General features: G+C 36.4%; 22 protein-coding genes. 16 read left to right on the top strand and 6 right to left on the bottom strand.

Annotated elements, in window-relative coordinates:
• Positions 1-131: 131 nt before the first annotated feature.
• Positions 132-1,733: a Na/Pi cotransporter family protein gene (locus JIN86_RS06920; protein WP_192807177.1), complete on the top strand. Its 1,602-nt coding sequence runs from the start codon at positions 132-134 to the stop codon at positions 1,731-1,733.
• Between the two features lie 107 nt (positions 1,734-1,840).
• Here JIN86_RS06920 and JIN86_RS06915 read toward each other — a convergent pair whose 3' ends face one another.
• On the bottom strand, positions 1,841-2,719 hold the full coding sequence (locus JIN86_RS06915) for a LysR family transcriptional regulator (protein ID WP_202341565.1): 879 nt from the start codon (positions 2,717-2,719) through the stop codon (positions 1,841-1,843).
• A gap of 100 nt (positions 2,720-2,819) precedes the next feature.
• On the opposite strand from JIN86_RS06915, the gene JIN86_RS06910 reads away from it, so the two are divergent.
• Positions 2,820-3,983: a YbfB/YjiJ family MFS transporter gene (locus tag JIN86_RS06910; protein WP_202341564.1), complete on the top strand. Its 1,164-nt coding sequence runs from the start codon at positions 2,820-2,822 to the stop codon at positions 3,981-3,983.
• A gap of 41 nt (positions 3,984-4,024) precedes the next feature.
• Here the strand turns inward: JIN86_RS06910 and JIN86_RS06905 are convergent, their stop codons facing one another.
• Together JIN86_RS06905 and JIN86_RS06900 are read right to left on the bottom strand one after the other, a co-directional pair.
• Positions 4,025-4,885: a YitT family protein gene (locus tag JIN86_RS06905; protein ID WP_004232402.1), complete on the bottom strand. Its 861-nt coding sequence runs from the start codon at positions 4,883-4,885 to the stop codon at positions 4,025-4,027.
• Positions 4,886-4,917: 32 nt separating this feature from the next.
• Complete coding sequence (locus JIN86_RS06900; protein WP_004232403.1) at positions 4,918-5,457, bottom strand: transcriptional regulator; 540 nt, start codon at positions 5,455-5,457, stop codon at positions 4,918-4,920.
• Between the two features lie 183 nt (positions 5,458-5,640).
• Between JIN86_RS06900 and JIN86_RS06895 the strand changes: the two genes are divergently transcribed.
• Genes JIN86_RS06895 through JIN86_RS06880 form a run of 4 tightly spaced genes read left to right on the top strand, consistent with a single transcriptional unit; the run spans position 5,641 to position 7,984 of the window.
• Entirely contained in the window at positions 5,641-5,892 is a 252-nt protein-coding gene (locus tag JIN86_RS06895) for a PLD nuclease N-terminal domain-containing protein (RefSeq protein WP_004232404.1), read from the top strand.
• Positions 5,876-6,778 carry an ABC transporter ATP-binding protein gene (locus JIN86_RS06890; RefSeq protein WP_202341563.1) on the top strand — a complete coding sequence of 301 codons (903 nt, stop codon included), beginning with the start codon at positions 5,876-5,878 and terminating at the stop codon, positions 6,776-6,778. Before JIN86_RS06895 ends, JIN86_RS06890 begins: the two co-directional genes overlap by 17 nt.
• A gap of 6 nt (positions 6,779-6,784) precedes the next feature.
• Positions 6,785-7,564, top strand: coding sequence for an ABC transporter permease (locus JIN86_RS06885; RefSeq protein ID WP_004232406.1), 780 nt, complete (start codon positions 6,785-6,787; stop codon positions 7,562-7,564).
• 21 nt (positions 7,565-7,585) lie between these two features.
• On the top strand, positions 7,586-7,984 hold the full coding sequence (locus JIN86_RS06880; protein WP_202341562.1) for a GntR family transcriptional regulator: 399 nt from the start codon (positions 7,586-7,588) through the stop codon (positions 7,982-7,984).
• A 35-nt stretch (positions 7,985-8,019) separates the two neighbouring features.
• Here the strand turns inward: JIN86_RS06880 and JIN86_RS06875 are convergent, their stop codons facing one another.
• From JIN86_RS06875 to JIN86_RS06865, 3 genes are all read right to left on the bottom strand, one after another.
• A complete protein-coding gene (locus JIN86_RS06875) occupies positions 8,020-8,193 on the bottom strand; it encodes a hypothetical protein (protein ID WP_202341693.1) in 174 nt (57 codons plus the stop codon).
• Positions 8,177-9,598 carry a recombinase family protein gene (locus JIN86_RS06870; RefSeq protein ID WP_202341561.1) on the bottom strand — a complete coding sequence of 474 codons (1,422 nt, stop codon included), beginning with the start codon at positions 9,596-9,598 and terminating at the stop codon, positions 8,177-8,179. Before JIN86_RS06870 ends, JIN86_RS06875 begins: the two co-directional genes overlap by 17 nt.
• An 82-nt stretch (positions 9,599-9,680) precedes the next feature.
• Positions 9,681-10,301 (bottom strand): LexA family protein, encoded by a 621-nt coding sequence (locus JIN86_RS06865; protein ID WP_237497158.1) that lies wholly within the window; start codon positions 10,299-10,301, stop codon positions 9,681-9,683.
• Positions 10,302-10,455: 154 nt separating this feature from the next.
• Between JIN86_RS06865 and JIN86_RS06860 the strand changes: the two genes are divergently transcribed.
• The 10 genes from JIN86_RS06860 to JIN86_RS06815 all read left to right on the top strand — a co-directional run bounded on the left by JIN86_RS06860 (position 10,456) and on the right by JIN86_RS06815 (position 15,212).
• Complete coding sequence (locus JIN86_RS06860) at positions 10,456-10,701, top strand: helix-turn-helix domain-containing protein (protein ID WP_202341560.1); 246 nt, start codon at positions 10,456-10,458, stop codon at positions 10,699-10,701.
• A gap of 135 nt (positions 10,702-10,836) precedes the next feature.
• Positions 10,837-10,986, top strand: coding sequence for a hypothetical protein (locus tag JIN86_RS06855; RefSeq protein ID WP_202341692.1), 150 nt, complete (start codon positions 10,837-10,839; stop codon positions 10,984-10,986).
• A gap of 46 nt (positions 10,987-11,032) precedes the next feature.
• Positions 11,033-11,281 carry a DUF6877 family protein gene (locus JIN86_RS06850; protein WP_202341691.1) on the top strand — a complete coding sequence of 83 codons (249 nt, stop codon included), beginning with the start codon at positions 11,033-11,035 and terminating at the stop codon, positions 11,279-11,281.
• 85 nt (positions 11,282-11,366) lie between these two features.
• Positions 11,367-11,738, top strand: a complete 372-nt coding sequence (locus tag JIN86_RS06845) for a hypothetical protein (RefSeq protein WP_202341559.1) — start codon at positions 11,367-11,369, stop codon at positions 11,736-11,738.
• A gap of 233 nt (positions 11,739-11,971) precedes the next feature.
• Positions 11,972-12,406 (top strand): hypothetical protein, encoded by a 435-nt coding sequence (locus JIN86_RS06840; protein ID WP_202341558.1) that lies wholly within the window; start codon positions 11,972-11,974, stop codon positions 12,404-12,406.
• Positions 12,366-12,515 carry a hypothetical protein gene (locus tag JIN86_RS06835; RefSeq protein WP_202341557.1) on the top strand — a complete coding sequence of 50 codons (150 nt, stop codon included), beginning with the start codon at positions 12,366-12,368 and terminating at the stop codon, positions 12,513-12,515. Before JIN86_RS06840 ends, JIN86_RS06835 begins: the two co-directional genes overlap by 41 nt.
• Positions 12,516-12,529: 14 nt before the next feature.
• Positions 12,530-12,721: a hypothetical protein gene (locus JIN86_RS06830; protein ID WP_202341556.1), complete on the top strand. Its 192-nt coding sequence runs from the start codon at positions 12,530-12,532 to the stop codon at positions 12,719-12,721.
• Complete coding sequence (locus JIN86_RS06825; protein WP_202341555.1) at positions 12,718-13,578, top strand: hypothetical protein; 861 nt, start codon at positions 12,718-12,720, stop codon at positions 13,576-13,578. The genes JIN86_RS06830 and JIN86_RS06825 overlap by 4 nt, the downstream gene beginning before the upstream one ends.
• On the top strand, positions 13,571-14,443 hold the full coding sequence (locus tag JIN86_RS06820) for a hypothetical protein (RefSeq protein WP_202341554.1): 873 nt from the start codon (positions 13,571-13,573) through the stop codon (positions 14,441-14,443). Before JIN86_RS06825 ends, JIN86_RS06820 begins: the two co-directional genes overlap by 8 nt.
• Positions 14,412-15,212, top strand: coding sequence for a PD-(D/E)XK nuclease-like domain-containing protein (locus tag JIN86_RS06815; protein WP_237497157.1), 801 nt, complete (start codon positions 14,412-14,414; stop codon positions 15,210-15,212). The genes JIN86_RS06820 and JIN86_RS06815 overlap by 32 nt, the downstream gene beginning before the upstream one ends.
• The last annotated feature ends 2 nt before the right edge of the window (positions 15,213-15,214 follow it).

Here is a 15,214-nt window from a genome sequence, read left to right as displayed (position 1 = left end):
CTAATTGTAAAGGGTGTGTAAACATTAAATTAATCCATTGTAAATGATATGTACAGCTAGCTTAAAACTATTAATAATAAAGTCTGACAACAAGGAAAGGGTTGAATGGATTGGCTATCAATATACAGGAGATGATTTTCCAATTTCTTGGAGGGTTAGGCTTATTTCTTTTCGCTATTAAATTTATGGGAGATGGCTTGCAGAAGGCTGCAGGTGATCGACTAAGAGATATTTTAGATAAATTTACAACAAACCCATTAATGGGTGTACTAGTTGGTATTGTAGTTACAGTTCTCATACAATCAAGTTCAGGTACGACTGTTATTACCGTTGGACTAGTGAGCGCAGGACTTATGAAACTGCGCCAAGCAATTGGCGTGATTATGGGTGCTAATATTGGGACAACCATTACAGCATTTATTATAGGAATAGATGTGGGTGCTTATGCATATCCAATTATGGCAGTGGGCGCAATATGTTTATTTTTCTTTAAGAAAAGTTTCATTCAAAATATGGGGCAAGTATTATTTGGCTTTGCAGGTTTATTTATTGGTTTAGAGCTGATGAGTGGTGGAATGAAGCCGCTTAGAGATTGGCAACCATTTTTAGATTTGACAGTACAAATGTCTGATGTGCCGATCTTAGGCGTATTAGTAGGAACAATATTCACCCTGATTGTTCAATCTTCTTCGGCTACAGTAGGGATATTACAAGGGCTTTATGCTGAAGATTTAATAACTTTACACGGGGCATTACCTGTCTTGTTTGGAGATAATATTGGGACAACGATTACAGCAATTCTAGCCGCTTTAGGTGCTTCTATTGCAGCAAAACGAGCAGCTGCCACTCATTTGCTATTTAATGTAGTGGGTACAATTATCTTTATGCTCATATTAGGGTTATTTACAAACTATGTGGAATGGATTGCAGGGGTGCTGAATTTAGAGCCGAAAATGCAAATTGCCTTTGCACATGGAACGTTTAATATCCTTAATACAATCATTCAATTACCATTCATAGGTGTTTGGGCTTATGTCGTCACAAAACTAATTCCAGGCGAAGATTCAGTTATTGAATACAAACCAAAATTTTTGGATAAAAATTTGATTATCAAATCACCATCAGTGGCATTAGGACAAGCAAAGATGGAAGTAGTTCGCATGGGTGAGTATAGTATTCAAGGTCTAGAAGAAACGTTAAAGATTTTGAAGACGGATGATGCTAAGTTAATCGGCAAGGTCGGCCAATTGGAAGAAGCCATTAATAATTTAGATCGCAAATCAACGGAATATTTAGTGGAGTTATCAAAACAATCTTTATCAACCCATGATTCCCAAGTGCACCATGCCTTATTTGAAAATATTCGTGATATCGAACGAATTGGTGATCATGTAGAAAATATAATTGAGCTTCTGCAATACAAGGATAGTAATCGCGTTCGGTTAAGTGAACAAGCGATGAAGGAATTAGAAGATATGTTTGTTTTTACATTAGATACTGTGAAAATGTCTATCGAATCCCTTGATAAGCGTGATCTTTCATTAGCACAGCAAGTGATAGAAAAAGAAAATGAAATTGATAATATGGAGAGACGTTTACGTAAATTGCATATTAAGCGATTAAATGAAGGAGTTTGCTCAGGTTCAGCAGGTATTGTATTTGCGGATATTGTGAGTAATTTAGAAAGAATCGGTGATCATGCTTCTAACATAGCGGAAACCGTTATTGCCTAATATAAAGCTGTTCAGAGGAGATAATCTGCTGAACAGCTTTTTTATTCGGGGAAGGATAGAATTATTAAACGGACGGAATAAATTCCTAAAATTGACGGATAGAACCCTCAAACTGTCGGATAGTTATAAGCTTCTATAGCTTCTAAAAAATACATTAGGATGGGGGATTGTACTTCGTCCTTACGATAAATAAACCATGTAGGAATATGTGCCTGCTTGTTCTTTATCTTGTGCAATGTTAATGCTTGTATTGCCATATGTTTTTCTGCAATGGCACGTGGTAGTAAGGTAATACCTAACCCAGCAGTAACACAGCCAATAATACCGTCAAGCGTACCAAGCTCCATTCGATTTTGTGGTTGAACTCCTTCTTCATGTAACCAATGTTCCAGGATGGCTCGATAGGAACAGCCATGGCGGAATGTAATCACGGTGCTTCCCTCTAAATCTTGGAGATGCTTAATAGGCTTATGCTTGCTAGAAGTGAGAATAACAAGCTCTTCACAGACAAACTCTTTCATCATTATATTTTCTCTATAAATAGGTCCAGTAACAAATGCGCCATCTAGTTCATAGTTTTCTACCCGTTCAATATTGTACTGAGAAGGGCTTGTTAATATGGTGATATCCACTTGTTCATACGCTTGATGAAATGTGCTTAACAAAGTTGGTAAATGTAATGCAGCAGTTGTTTCCATTGAACCAATTCGTAAAACGCCTCGTTGTTCCTCCGTATCATGTATGATCTCAAAGGTTTTTTCATAGAGATGAAGCATTTTTAGGACTAACTCGTAGAATTGTTCTCCTTTTGGTGTTAGCTGTATCCCTCGATGTCCACGATAAAAAAAGGTTGTTTCGTAGAGTGCCTCAAGACTTTGTATTTTCATAGAGATGTTGGATTGCGTGTAATTAAGTGCCGTGGCAGCTTTAGAAAAGCTACCTGTTTGTACGACTGTTCGAAAAATTGTTAAATCATTAATATTCATATGTCCTCCAGCTATCAATTTTATTGATACTTATTATAAAGAATTGGATCTATTTTTGATACCTAGATATTCGATATAGTGAAATAGAAGGAGTGATGATATGCACAAGCAAACTGTACGTTATTTAATCGGGGGCATTTTTGCTTTAGTAATCGCTATGGGGATCGGCCGTTTTTCGTATACGGTTATTTTACCTTATATGCAAGAAGCTTTTGAATTTAGTCGAGCAACAGCAGGTTACTTAGCAACGAGTAATTACTTAGGCTATTTGGTTGGAGCCTGGGTGGCAGGCCGTTTACCAATAGGGAATAAACGAATCCTCTTTTTGCAAATTACCCTTGTTATCAGCATTTTAACAACAGCCTTCATGGGCTTTACAAATGCAATCATCATTTGGTATTTCTTACGATTTATCTCGGGGGTTGTGAGTGCTTTTATTTTTGTTGTTATAACAAGCCTAATACTAGACCAGTTAGCTAGCAGTAGTCATATGCATCTATCGGGGCTGTTCTATAGTGGGGTGGGAGTAGGGATTGCATTAAGTGCGGTGATTGTTTCACCAATCCAAGCAGTTTTCCATTGGAATGGAACTTGGATCGTATTAGCTTTATTTAGTATTGTATTGTTTGTCTTGATTGTGCTATTCATCAAGCCTATTACACCAAGTAAACAACTAGTGGAAAGCCAGATAATTTCACAGAAAACGCCTCCTCAGTCTTGGATGAAATGGTTAATCATCGCTTATAGCTTAGAGGGACTTGGCTATATTGTCACAGGCACATTTATTGTATCAATTGCACAGGAGTCGACAAGCTTTCATGGAGATGCAGCCTTTGTATGGTTTGTTGTGGGTGTTGCAGCAATTCCCTCATGTATCGTCTGGTCTAAGCTAGCACAGCGTTATGGCTATGTGAAAATTTTGCTCATCTCTATGCTACTGCAAGCGATTGGTATTATTTTACCTGCGCTAGCTACAAATTCGATGACCCTTTATGCTAGTGCCTTTATTTTTGGGGCAACCTTTATGGGAATTACAACTGTTTGTACAACATTAGCGAGGAAACTTGCACCAGTTAATAGTCATCAAATGATAGGCTATTTAACCGCTGGCTATGCGCTCGGACAAATGATTGGTCCATCCATTGCAGGAACACTTGCAAGCTACACAAATAGCTATCAGTACGCCTTAGTTGGGGCTTCCTTAGTAGTAATGCTGGGAGGATTATGTTTAATAGGTGGCATAAAATATGATAGAAGCAACTAAAAAAAGTAAGTAAGGTATGTTGCACCTTACTTACTTTGAAATTAATGGATATCTCGTTTCTTAAAGTTACCACCACGAACTTCTGACACATCAGAAATGACAACAAAAGCGCCTTCGTCGATGTCTTTAATAATCGAAACTAATTTATTTTCTTCCATACGGTTAATGACACAGTTTAAGATTTCTGTTGGTTCATTGGAGAAACCACCACGTCCATGTGTATAGGTAACACCACGGCCTAAACGGGCTTGAATAGCGTCTCCAATCTCCTCGGATTTTCCACTAACCACACGAACTTCTTTTGATTTTTCTAAACCAACTTGGATTATATCGATAACATTTTTGGCAATATAGTAAGTTAACGCTGAGTAAAGAGCACTCTCTAAGCCAAAGATAAAGCTTGCCCCTATGAAAATAAAGGCATTGATAAATAATATAATATCGCCGACTGAAAATGGAATCTTACGTGACAATAATACAGCTAAAACCTCTGAGCCATCTAAAGCGCCACCATTTCGTAGGACAATCCCAATCCCCACACCAAGAAGCATACCACCAGATAAAACAATTAGGAGGGGGTCATTTGGGCCTAAAATGGTTTTGACGTCATGTAAAAGCACTGTAGAAATCGATAAAGCTGCAATACCAGCACTACTCATTAAGGCAAAGGTTTTTCCAACTTGCTTGTAGCCAATATAAATGAACGGGATATTTAATACAAAGAGCAGTACGCCTAATGGGATACCAAAGAGGTGCGCGCCCATAATACTAAGACCTGTTACACCGCCATCAATGACAGCATTCGGAATTAACACGGCCTCTAGTCCATAAGCGGCTATAACTGCCCCAATAATGATCATAATTAATTTTCGTATATTTTCTAGTGACTTTCCTTTTTTCATAAATCTTCTCCATTTCTTTACGTCAATAGTACCTATGGTTTTGGAATAATATTTAAAGCAATAGTTTTAGTTTCAAAACCTTTATCTGAGTCGGTCATATTATAGTATTTAGTTAATAAATCGTTTAATTCAATTTCAAAGTTTTTGAATTGATCGTCCGTTAACGTTAAGTCGATTAAAGAAAAAGTTGCTAAATCTGTTGTGCTTTCTTTTTCATCAAGTGAATGTAAATAATTTTGATATTGTGATAGTAAAGCCAATTGATAGTAGGAAATATAATTTAATTTTTGCTTGGTTGTGAGTTGCGTCCAATCCTCCTTACTAAGTTTTGCTGCTCCTTCATTTAATGCATAAAACTTCTCTGTAACAGAACGAACTTTTCGCTCTTTCACAATTTTAATAATATTTTCATCGACTAAAATTTGGATATGACGATATAGAGTGGCTTGTGGTACATCTTTAATAATAGAAATCATCTCCAATGTGCTTAAACCCTCTTCTTTATTGTGCATCAGAGCTTGTAAAATTTTCATTCTCACAGGGTGCATTAATACCTCTGCTTTATTACGCATAAACCGATCCTCCTACCAGAAAATGAGATAGTATCAAGGGAAGCATTCAAATGTTATCAATTTGAGAACATTATCAAAAAATATACTATAGCGTTTTTTAAAAGATGTACAGTAAAAAGGTAATGAAATTTTTTCATTCTTTTGTTATCATTATTGATAATGATAATGAAAGGGGTTATAAAAATGAAATTACACTATGGTTTTGAAGACTTAAATCAAATTGATTGGGCAAGCATACTACCAATCCTTTTACCATTTGTACTTGTAGGTTTTTTACTTATCACTGTTGCACTCATAGATTTATATAAACATAGAGACAGCAGAGAAAACATACTAATGTGGGCCATTATTATTTTGTTCTTTAATACAATTGGTTCTGTTCTATATTTCGTGATAGGTAGAAAGGATGTCAATAAACGTGCGCTTAGAAATTAATAATATAACGAAAAAATTTAAACAGAAAACGGCAGTAAGTAGTTTTTCAATGGTTATAGATTCGAATGAATGTGTAGGGCTTATTGGACCAAACGGGGCAGGGAAATCCACATTAATTCAGATTATTGCTGATATTCTTCATGCAGATGAAGGGGGCATTGTACTTGATGGACAAAAAATTTCAAAGATGAAAAATCATATTGGTTATTTACCACAGTATCCTAATTTCTTTTCGTGGATGACAGCATCTGAAACTTTAGCCTTTATGGGGACACTTTCTGGTATTTCGAAAAATCAATTACAAAAAGATATTCCAATTCTTCTGGAAAAGGTGGGCTTAGGAAAAGAAGCACATGCTCATGTTGGAACATTTTCAGGAGGTATGAAACAGCGTCTTGGTATCGCACAAGCTTTATTACACAAGCCAGCTTTCGTCATTATGGATGAACCCGTATCAGCCCTAGATCCAATCGGTAGACGTGAAGTGCTGAATCTATTAAAAGACATAAAAAAAGAAACGACCATACTACTTTCTACACATATTTTAGGCGATGCGGAAGAAGTTTGTGAACGCTTTGTGGTCATTAAAAATGGTTACAAAATAGAAGATGCAACAAAATTAGAGTTACTTAATCGCTATCAAGATTCAGCAATCTTTTTGGCGGTTCAAAAGAAAGATGTAAAGTGGCTAACAACGATTGAACATTTACCTTATGTAAAGAAAGTCGAAAATTGTGGGGATGGTTTTAAAGTATATGTCAATCACTTGGAAGCAGATGCCCATCGATTGCTACAGTACGGATTGGATTCAAATGTACTATTTACAAAGTTTGATCTTGGCCTTCAAGAAAGCTTAGAAGAAATATTTTTAGAATTGGTGGTGTAATATTAAGTGAATACGTTTATCGCACTAAGTAAAAAAGAAATGAATCAAATGACAAAGGAATATAAAGTCGTTTGGCTACCAATCGTCTATATCCTCCTAGGTTTAACTCAGCCGATTATGATGTATTTCTTGCCTGCTATTTTACAATCAATGGGTGGTATAGAAGGGATTATAATTGATCCAACAATGGCAAAGCCAAGAGGAGAAGAAGTGCTTGCTTCAACCCTTAATTCGCAATTTGATCAATTAGGTATAATCATACTTGTTATTGCAACGATGGGAATTATTCAAGGAGAAAAAGCCAATGGGATGATGGCATTCATTTTAACAAGGCCAGTATCAATCACATCCTACTTAAACAGTAAACTGCTTACTCATTATGTTTTAGCTGTCCTATGTATTACGCTTGGCTATGTAATGTCCCTTGGCTATACGTCGTATTTATTTACCTCTGTACCGATAACGCGCGCATTGATAGCTTTAGCATTTTATTGTATTTGGCTGTTGTTTGTCATTACATTTGTTGTCATGATGAGTACATTTTTTAATAGTACTCCATTTATTGCTTTAATCAGTATTGGGGTCTTATTTATTTGTCGTTTTTGTGCTGGCTTACATCCATTCTTAGATGTCATAAATCCAGCTAGTAATAGTTTGTATGCTACAACGATAATAATGACAGGTGACATAGAAACATGGTATAGCTTTCATATTGTTGTCACACTATTACTTGTCCTATGCATGATGGCTATCATGCATCATTTGATTGCCAAAAAGAAATTTTAATATGGAGGAAATCCTCGACAAATGAATGTAAAAGTAAATCGAAGAAGCAAAATTCCATATTATCAACAACTCGCACAGCAGCTGCTTTTATCCATAGCGACTGGAAGCTTAAAAAAGGGGGACCATTTGCCTTCTATTCGCCAGCTAGCGGCACAAACAAACCTCAATCTGCATACAGTTCATAAAAGCTACAAAGAGCTTCAAAAAAAAGGGATCATCACCATTAAACCTCATTCTAGAGCATTTGTTATCGTAGATCCTAATAAAGCTACGACTATTTCATTTCACCAAATAGCTATGAATGTGGAGCAATTATTGTTAGAGGCTTATATTTTAGGCATGAAAAAATCTCAACTAAAAGAAATGTTTTATGACATTTTACAAAAGTATTATACGGAGAGTGAAAGAGATGGCTACTGATAATCTAGTGACCATCTCTTTACAATTTTATCGAATTAAATCAAAAATACAGCAACTATCGTTGTCACAATCAGACCAATGACTACAGGAATTAAATTTCGTCTTGCTAGCTCAAATGGGCTGACATTACAAATAGCAGCTGCTGGAATTAAAGCCCAAGGAATCAGTGTGCCACCACCAATGAAAGACAAATTATTTAGCTGAAACAATTATGATTTCTCTTGCATGCTTAGTACTATGATATTCATCTTTTGTGTCAATTACTAATTGTTCAAATACCATAGTCATTAATTGTTTACGTTCATAATCATTTGCGTGCAACCACAAACTATCGATGTTTCTGATTATTGACTTTAAATCTTCATTATTACGAGAATTGTTTTGCTGTATATTCTTTATTTCTCGTTGCAATTCCTTTTCCTTCTCACGCAATTTTTCGGTTTCGCGAATTAATTCATCTATATCAATAACATCATTTTCGTACATAGTTTTTTTCTTTTTCATCAATTTTTGAACAGATGCCAATTCATTTTCTAATGTAGAAAGAAGTTCTGTGGAATATTCCGATTTACCCTCACTGCTTTTGAAATCACCAATTAATTCGTCCCATTGAGCAAACACTGTTTTTACTAAATTGTCCTCTAAAATAATATGACTAGTGCAATTTTTACCAGCCTTTTTCCCTGAACATCGATATGTCTTTTTATCACCTGATTTATGCCCAGACATCGAATGACCACACCTTGCACATTTTAATATAGATGAAAAATAATAATTGCTCGTTTCTCGTTTTCCCCCAAATTTTCTTCGTTTATCCAATATATCTTGTAGTGCCCAAAACTCATCTCTTGATATTATTTTATCGTGATTACCTTCGTATAAGTTTTGTTCGCGAGGAGGCTTTTTATATTCTTTGAGACTTTCACTAAATGTCAAATAACCTGCGTAAACGGGATTGTTTGCTATATCTCTTACGGAATCAACATGCCAATCGCTACCTTTTCTTGTTTGGTAGCCTTTAGTAGATAATTGTTTTGCAATCGTGTAAAAACCAAGTGTCTTGGATAACTCAAATACTTCTTTTACAACTCCGACTTCATTTTCGTTAACAACTAGCTGTTTATCTACTATTTTGTATCCATATGGTGGAGTTCCACCCTTCCATAGACCTAACTTAATTTTCTTTTCCATTCCCATTCTCACACGTTCTGCTGTGTTTTCGCGTTCCCATTGTGCTATGGCTGCAACAAGTGTAATGAATAAACGTCCCATAGCATTAGTTGTATCATAAACTTCTGTTGCACTTTTAAACTTACAATCGTATTTGTCTAACTCTTGTAAGATTGAGTAAAGGTCAACAACAGATCGAGTTAATCTGTCTAATCGATAGACTAATACAACATCAATCCCACCTTTTTTTACAATATTCATCATCTCTTTAAATTGTGGGCGGTTTAAATCTTTAGCTGAGTAACCGTCATCTATGAATTGTTTCACCATTTCCCAACCTTGAGAGATGCAATATGCTTCTAACTTTTCAATTTGTGCTGCAATAGAATATCCGTGCCTAGCTTGTTCATCTGTACTAACACGGACATAAATTACACATTTCATAAGTACCTCCTTTATATAAAAGATATAAGAAAAGAGCTAGACGAATAAGTCTGCTCTTTTTTAATTTCAAAACGTTTTGGAATTAAAGTATCATTTCATAACTTATTGCTTTACCAATAATTCTTGCTGGATAATCCTCTGATATTTGTTTTAGTTCATGTTTAGGGTTATCAGGAACTAACCATATAAAGCCATTTTCTTTTCTTACACGTTTTAAAGTGGCTTCTTCATCACCATTTACTAAAACTGCTGCAATTTCACCATTTTCAACCTCAGGTTGTGCCCGAAGAAGTACGATTGCTCCATTTGGTATTGAAGGTTCCATACTATCACCTTTAGCTTGTAATGCAAATATGTCACCACTTGGTAGACTATCAGCAGGTTTATAAATGTAACTTTCGATATTCTCTTTAGCTAATATAGGATCACCACAAGCAATTGGCCCAAGTACTGGAATCGCGATCTTTCTTTCACTTAATAAACTAACATTTTTAACGTCATATCCTAGAAGTAATTCTATTACATCTACTTCTAATACCTCTGCAAATTTTGGAATTTCATCCATAGATATTTTTCTATCACCTTTGTAATATCTAGTAATAGTACTTCTATCTGTTCCCATCCTTCGGGCAAGTTCAGCACCACTGATACCTTTTTCTTCTGCTATTTTCTCTATTCTCTTAGCAACTTCTAAAGAATTCAAAAAATAACACCTCCTTGATTTAAATACTATCATGTTTCCTATAAGGAAACAATAGGAGGAAATAAGTATTAATTTTAATAGATTATCATATATTTGTTGACGTAATGGAAACAACGGTGTTATTATTTGGCTAACAAAAGATGGAGGTGAAATAATGGAATTCAATCGCAATCGACTAAAGGCAGAAAGAATTGCTAGGGGTTTGACTGTGCAAGAAATGGGAGAAGTTTTAGGTGTTTCCAAAGGGACTTATTCAAAAAAAGAAAATGGAAAATTACCAATCGATGTTGATGAATTTTCCTTAATCACGAATAAGTTTGGAATCGAACATAAGGATATATTAATTTTTTTTACCCTTAATGTTTCCGAAATGGAAACAAAAGAAATTTCTTATGTTTAATCGGTGTCAAAATGTCAACTTTGTTTATTTCAACTTATAGCTTATTTGACAACGGCAACCTTGAAATAGCCAAATGGTTTTTGGATAAAATCAGACAAGCCTATTCGACATATTCTGATAAAAAGGGGTGTGAGTTTGAAGGGGTTTAAAATGACAGAGGAAAAAGTGCGTAAACTGTTACCAGTTGTAGAGAGTATTTTATCTAGAGAGTATGGTAGGAAAATTACATTGAAAGACTTATCAGTTGGGGGAATTACAGTTTACAGACAAGATTGCGCCAAATAGCGCAGTCTAATGAAGTTTTGTACAAGCTTATATAGAGGTGAAACCAATGAACATTAAACCTGTTCCAGTGGAGCTAGTTGGCCAAGCGTTAAAGGATTTTGTGATCACTTATAATCCAATAGATATGTTGCAACATATTGCTGGTGATCTTCCTAAAGAAGTTGTAACCGATGTTAGGCAACGTATTCACGATTGGTTGGTAAGTGGTGGGCATCACACTGACCATTATGTCAGACAGCAAATAGCCTATGCTCAGAAAGTTTATGAGGCACTGAAAGGTGGTGAAACCAAATGAAAACCACACCCAAACAATGGCTAGCAATGTCGGATGAGGTTAAACAGGCTGAGTTGAATAAGCGAGCGAAAAGGGGGTCATTAAGGTGAATCAAGAACAGTTGTCTGCCATTAAGCAGCGTGTTGAAAAGGCAGAAGAAGGTATGTGGTATCTAGGCAAAAAATCTCCAAATGGTTTGAACAATATCGGTGTTAAAGGCTGCATGATAGGACAAGTGTTTGATGATGCTGACGCTGAATTTATAGCTCATGCTCACCAAGATGTGCCAGCACTTGTTGCAGAGGTTGAGAGGTTACGTAAAGCATTGTCTTATTATGCTGATGAAAAACATTACGAACCATATTGCATTCCAATGGGAGATTACGCGAGTGACGTTACAGAAGACAATGGAGAGATAGCACGTCAAGCTTTGGCAGGTGAATCAGATGTCCAACGGAAACAAGATCATCACACGTAGTAATAGCAAAATCATGATTCGGTATGGTGAATTACCACGGATATTAAATGCTACAGAAATACAGCAATGGCACCATATTATAGCGAAGATTGAGCGATTTCAAGATAACGAGTTGGAGAGGGGAGTTCAATGAAGATTAAACCTGTCCCTGTCGAACTAATCGCTAAGACAATGGCTAGAGCAGTAGCATCACGTCAGAAGTAAATCAATCAAACTATTTGGAGGTTGGGAGTATGAAAGCACGATTAAATATTTTAGGTCGTAAACACAACATTATTTCTGTAGAGGTCCAAGATCCTGAAACAGGTGAAAGAAAACATATTTATGATAGCGAATTCTATTCGTATATGCCAGATGAGCAAAAGGTTGATTTAGCAAAAAACATCGAAACTCCATTAATTGTGGAGGAACGGACCAAACTGATTGAGCATCTTGACGAAATGATTGAACAAGAAAGTAATGAGCTAACAATCATTGCAATTGATGCTATGGAAGGCGAGCCAGACCTACCATTTGATAGTCATCTATCAATCAAGCAAAAAGAGTACAAGCTTAAGCAGCAACGTGTATTAGGTTTGATTGATGGGGTTGAAGAAGTCAAAGCATTCACGGAGGGATATTTCGCAAATGTCGATTGTGAATCAATTGAAACGCAAAGCAGTCATTGAACAGCTGCAGAAGTTCGGTGTTACCAAAGTTGAAGGACAACCGTTAGAAGATGCCTTATACACATCTTTGCTAAAGACACTGGCGCTTAAACGTGCTGCTCAATCATGAAGGGAGGTGATTGATTGCGTATAGGCCACACACACGCTGATGTATACGACAGAGAATCAGATTACTGGCAAGACATCGAGGATGCACAGAATGCCCAAATGGAGGCGCAAAAAAACTCGTCAAAGGCGGCAACCAATGGCGAGCAGATACAAAAAATAAATCAAAATCAAATCACTGGTATTTTACCACAGGAGGATGCGAAATGACAAAGTTTAAAGTTGGGGATAAGGTAATTTTCAATAAAGAAAACACGCATGTTGCTAAACAATTTGATTACAAAATAAACAAACCATACGAAGTGCAAGAAGTTTTCCCATTCCATCATACTGTTCAAATTATTAATGAAAAGGGTTCATCACACTCGTTTGATGGAGAAAGATTTGAACTAGTTGAAACTAAACCAACCAAAAATCAACGTATCACAGCATTAGAAGATACAGTTGCAAAACAATCAGAAGAAATTAATGAATTAAAGCTAATTGTTCATGAATTACGTGGTAAAAAGTTGACAACAACAGCAACGGTCTTCATTGATGGGGTGCCAGCAGATATAAGTAATGCACCTGAAATACAAATGAAAGCAAAGCCTACACCAAATCAACAACGTGCTGCAATTATTGAAAAGGCGAAAGAATTTATTGATAAGCATGATAAAGATACTCACATCAACATTCATGACAATGCTATTATCGCTTACAAATTAGATACAGCTGATTTTGGTATTTCAAAATGCAATCCATCTGACGTATTCAACGAACACATCGGTAAAGCCATTGCACTAGGACGAGCGCTTGGTCTTGATGTGAGCGAGTTTGAACAGGCGGTGCAACCTATAGAAATCGTTAAAGGTATGGAAATTATGTTATTTAATTCTGATGGTAAGGACCACAAAAGTGGTGTAGTTGAAACTTACAATTCAACAGCAGATGAAGCTACATTCTCGGCTGAAAAAACTTATGGACCATATGCGGAGAAAACTGGATTTAGTCGCTGTATTCGTGAGCATGGTTACAAAATCCTCAACGACACTAACGCTAAATACGAGGTGAGCAGCAATGAATGATTTAACTACTCAATACAATAATGTCAATTCACAACCGACTACGGATCAGCAAAGTGTGTTAGCTCAATCATCTGTTTCGAGAGAAATGGAAGAAGTCAAAGGTGCAATCTTTTTAGCAAAACAGTTCCCTCGTAACTACTTTGAAGCTGAAAAAAGAATTTTAGATGCTTGTAAACGTCCTTCTTTAGCTGAAACAGCAATGTACACATACAACAGAGGTTCTACAAAGGTAGAGGGGCCATCCATTCGATTAGCCGAGGTATTAGCCCAAAATTGGGGAAACCTTTCCTACGGCATTCAGGAATTAGAACAGCGAAACGGTGAATCCGTTGCTAAAGCGTATTGCTGGGATTTAGAAACCAATGTACGCCAAGAAAAAACATTTACTGTTAAGCATTCATTAAAAACACGACAAGGATTAAAGCAATTAACAGATCCTAGAGATATATATGAAAAAGTGGCGAATGACGGTGCGCGAAGGGTACGTGCTTGTATTTTGAGTGTTATCCCAGGTGATGTTGTAGAAATGGCAATCGAACAATGCCGACAAACGCTAACTGGAAATTCAGATAAACCACTTAAAGATCGAGTAAGCGCAGCACTAAATCATTTCAAAGAAAAATACGGTGTAACACAAGAAATGATAGAAGATCGTTTCGGCTATGCTGCAAGCTCATTCAGTGAATTTGATTTAGTTCAACTAACAAGCATTCGAAATTCACTAAAAGACAAAATGTCTACTGTTGAAGATTGGTTCAATAAGGACATTGGTAAGCAACAATCAAGTGGCCTAGCTGCAGACTTCAACAAGGAACAAGGTGAGGTGAAGTCAGATGCAGACACCGTTCCAACTGAACAAGGATAATTACCACTCAAACGAAGCCAATCAGCACTACATGTCAGTATCGCAATTTAAGAGTGCTGTAGAGTGTGAAGCTAGTGTGATTGCGGAGCTAGAGGGCCAATATGAACGTGCTTCATCCCTTGCATTAACAGTTGGTTCTTATACGCATTCAGCCTTTGAAAGTGACCAAGTTTTTGACGAATTTGTTGAGGACAACAGAAGCGTTATTTTCAATACGCGAGGTGGGAAATACGCTGATTTTAAGCAAGCTGATTCCATGATTAAAACAATAAAAAATGATCGATTCGCAATGTTTGCACTAGAAGGTGACAAAGAGGTTATTTACACAGGTGAGCTGTTCGGTGTCCTTTGGAAAATCAAGGTTGATGCAATCAATCATGATCGTAAAACATTCACCGATTTAAAGACCACTCAAAGCCTTAGCAAACGTTATTGGAGCGACAAGTACGGCAAGTATGTTTCATTCGTTGAAGCCTTTGATTACGTGCTGCAGATGGCTATTTATCGAGAAATAATCTTTCAAAACACTGGCTATTATTACACACCTTACATTGTGGCAGTTACAAAAGAAACACCGCCCGATAAAGCCATATTGCACTTTGACGATAGCCGTTTCGGATTTGAATTGGACTATATTAAAGAGCATTTGCCAAACATTGTTGCAGCTAAGACAGGCAACAAAGAGCCAAAACGGTGTGAAGTATGTGAATACTGCAGAGCTACAAAACAATTAAACAACACATTTGAAATAGAGTTTCTTTTGAAGTAGGT

The organism is Lysinibacillus sp. HST-98, from assembly GCF_016757845.1.
In the GTDB taxonomy this organism is placed as follows: domain Bacteria; phylum Bacillota; class Bacilli; order Bacillales_A; family Planococcaceae; genus Lysinibacillus; species Lysinibacillus capsici.
Note: the sequence above shows the minus strand (reverse complement) of the source record. Positions and strands in the feature narration are given on the sequence as shown.

Coding starts and splice junctions, on each gene's coding strand:
- JIN86_RS06920 (WP_192807177.1), top strand. CDS start 132: ATGATTTTCCAATTTCTTGGAGGGTTAGGCTTATTTCTTTTCGCTATT.
- JIN86_RS06915 (WP_202341565.1), bottom strand. CDS start 2,719: ATGAATATTAATGATTTAACAATTTTTCGAACAGTCGTACAAACAGGT.
- JIN86_RS06910 (WP_202341564.1), top strand. CDS start 2,820: ATGCACAAGCAAACTGTACGTTATTTAATCGGGGGCATTTTTGCTTTA.
- JIN86_RS06905 (WP_004232402.1), bottom strand. CDS start 4,885: ATGAAAAAAGGAAAGTCACTAGAAAATATACGAAAATTAATTATGATC.
- JIN86_RS06900 (WP_004232403.1), bottom strand. CDS start 5,457: ATGCGTAATAAAGCAGAGGTATTAATGCACCCTGTGAGAATGAAAATT.
- JIN86_RS06895 (WP_004232404.1), top strand. CDS start 5,641: ATGAAATTACACTATGGTTTTGAAGACTTAAATCAAATTGATTGGGCA.
- JIN86_RS06880 (WP_202341562.1), top strand. CDS start 7,586: ATGAATGTAAAAGTAAATCGAAGAAGCAAAATTCCATATTATCAACAA.
- JIN86_RS06870 (WP_202341561.1), bottom strand. CDS start 9,598: ATGAAATGTGTAATTTATGTCCGTGTTAGTACAGATGAACAAGCTAGG.
- JIN86_RS06860 (WP_202341560.1), top strand. CDS start 10,456: ATGGAATTCAATCGCAATCGACTAAAGGCAGAAAGAATTGCTAGGGGT.
- JIN86_RS06850 (WP_202341691.1), top strand. CDS start 11,033: ATGAACATTAAACCTGTTCCAGTGGAGCTAGTTGGCCAAGCGTTAAAG.
- JIN86_RS06840 (WP_202341558.1), top strand. CDS start 11,972: ATGAAAGCACGATTAAATATTTTAGGTCGTAAACACAACATTATTTCT.
- JIN86_RS06835 (WP_202341557.1), top strand. CDS start 12,366: ATGTCGATTGTGAATCAATTGAAACGCAAAGCAGTCATTGAACAGCTG.
- JIN86_RS06825 (WP_202341555.1), top strand. CDS start 12,718: ATGACAAAGTTTAAAGTTGGGGATAAGGTAATTTTCAATAAAGAAAAC.
- JIN86_RS06820 (WP_202341554.1), top strand. CDS start 13,571: ATGAATGATTTAACTACTCAATACAATAATGTCAATTCACAACCGACT.
- JIN86_RS06815 (WP_237497157.1), top strand. CDS start 14,412: ATGCAGACACCGTTCCAACTGAACAAGGATAATTACCACTCAAACGAA.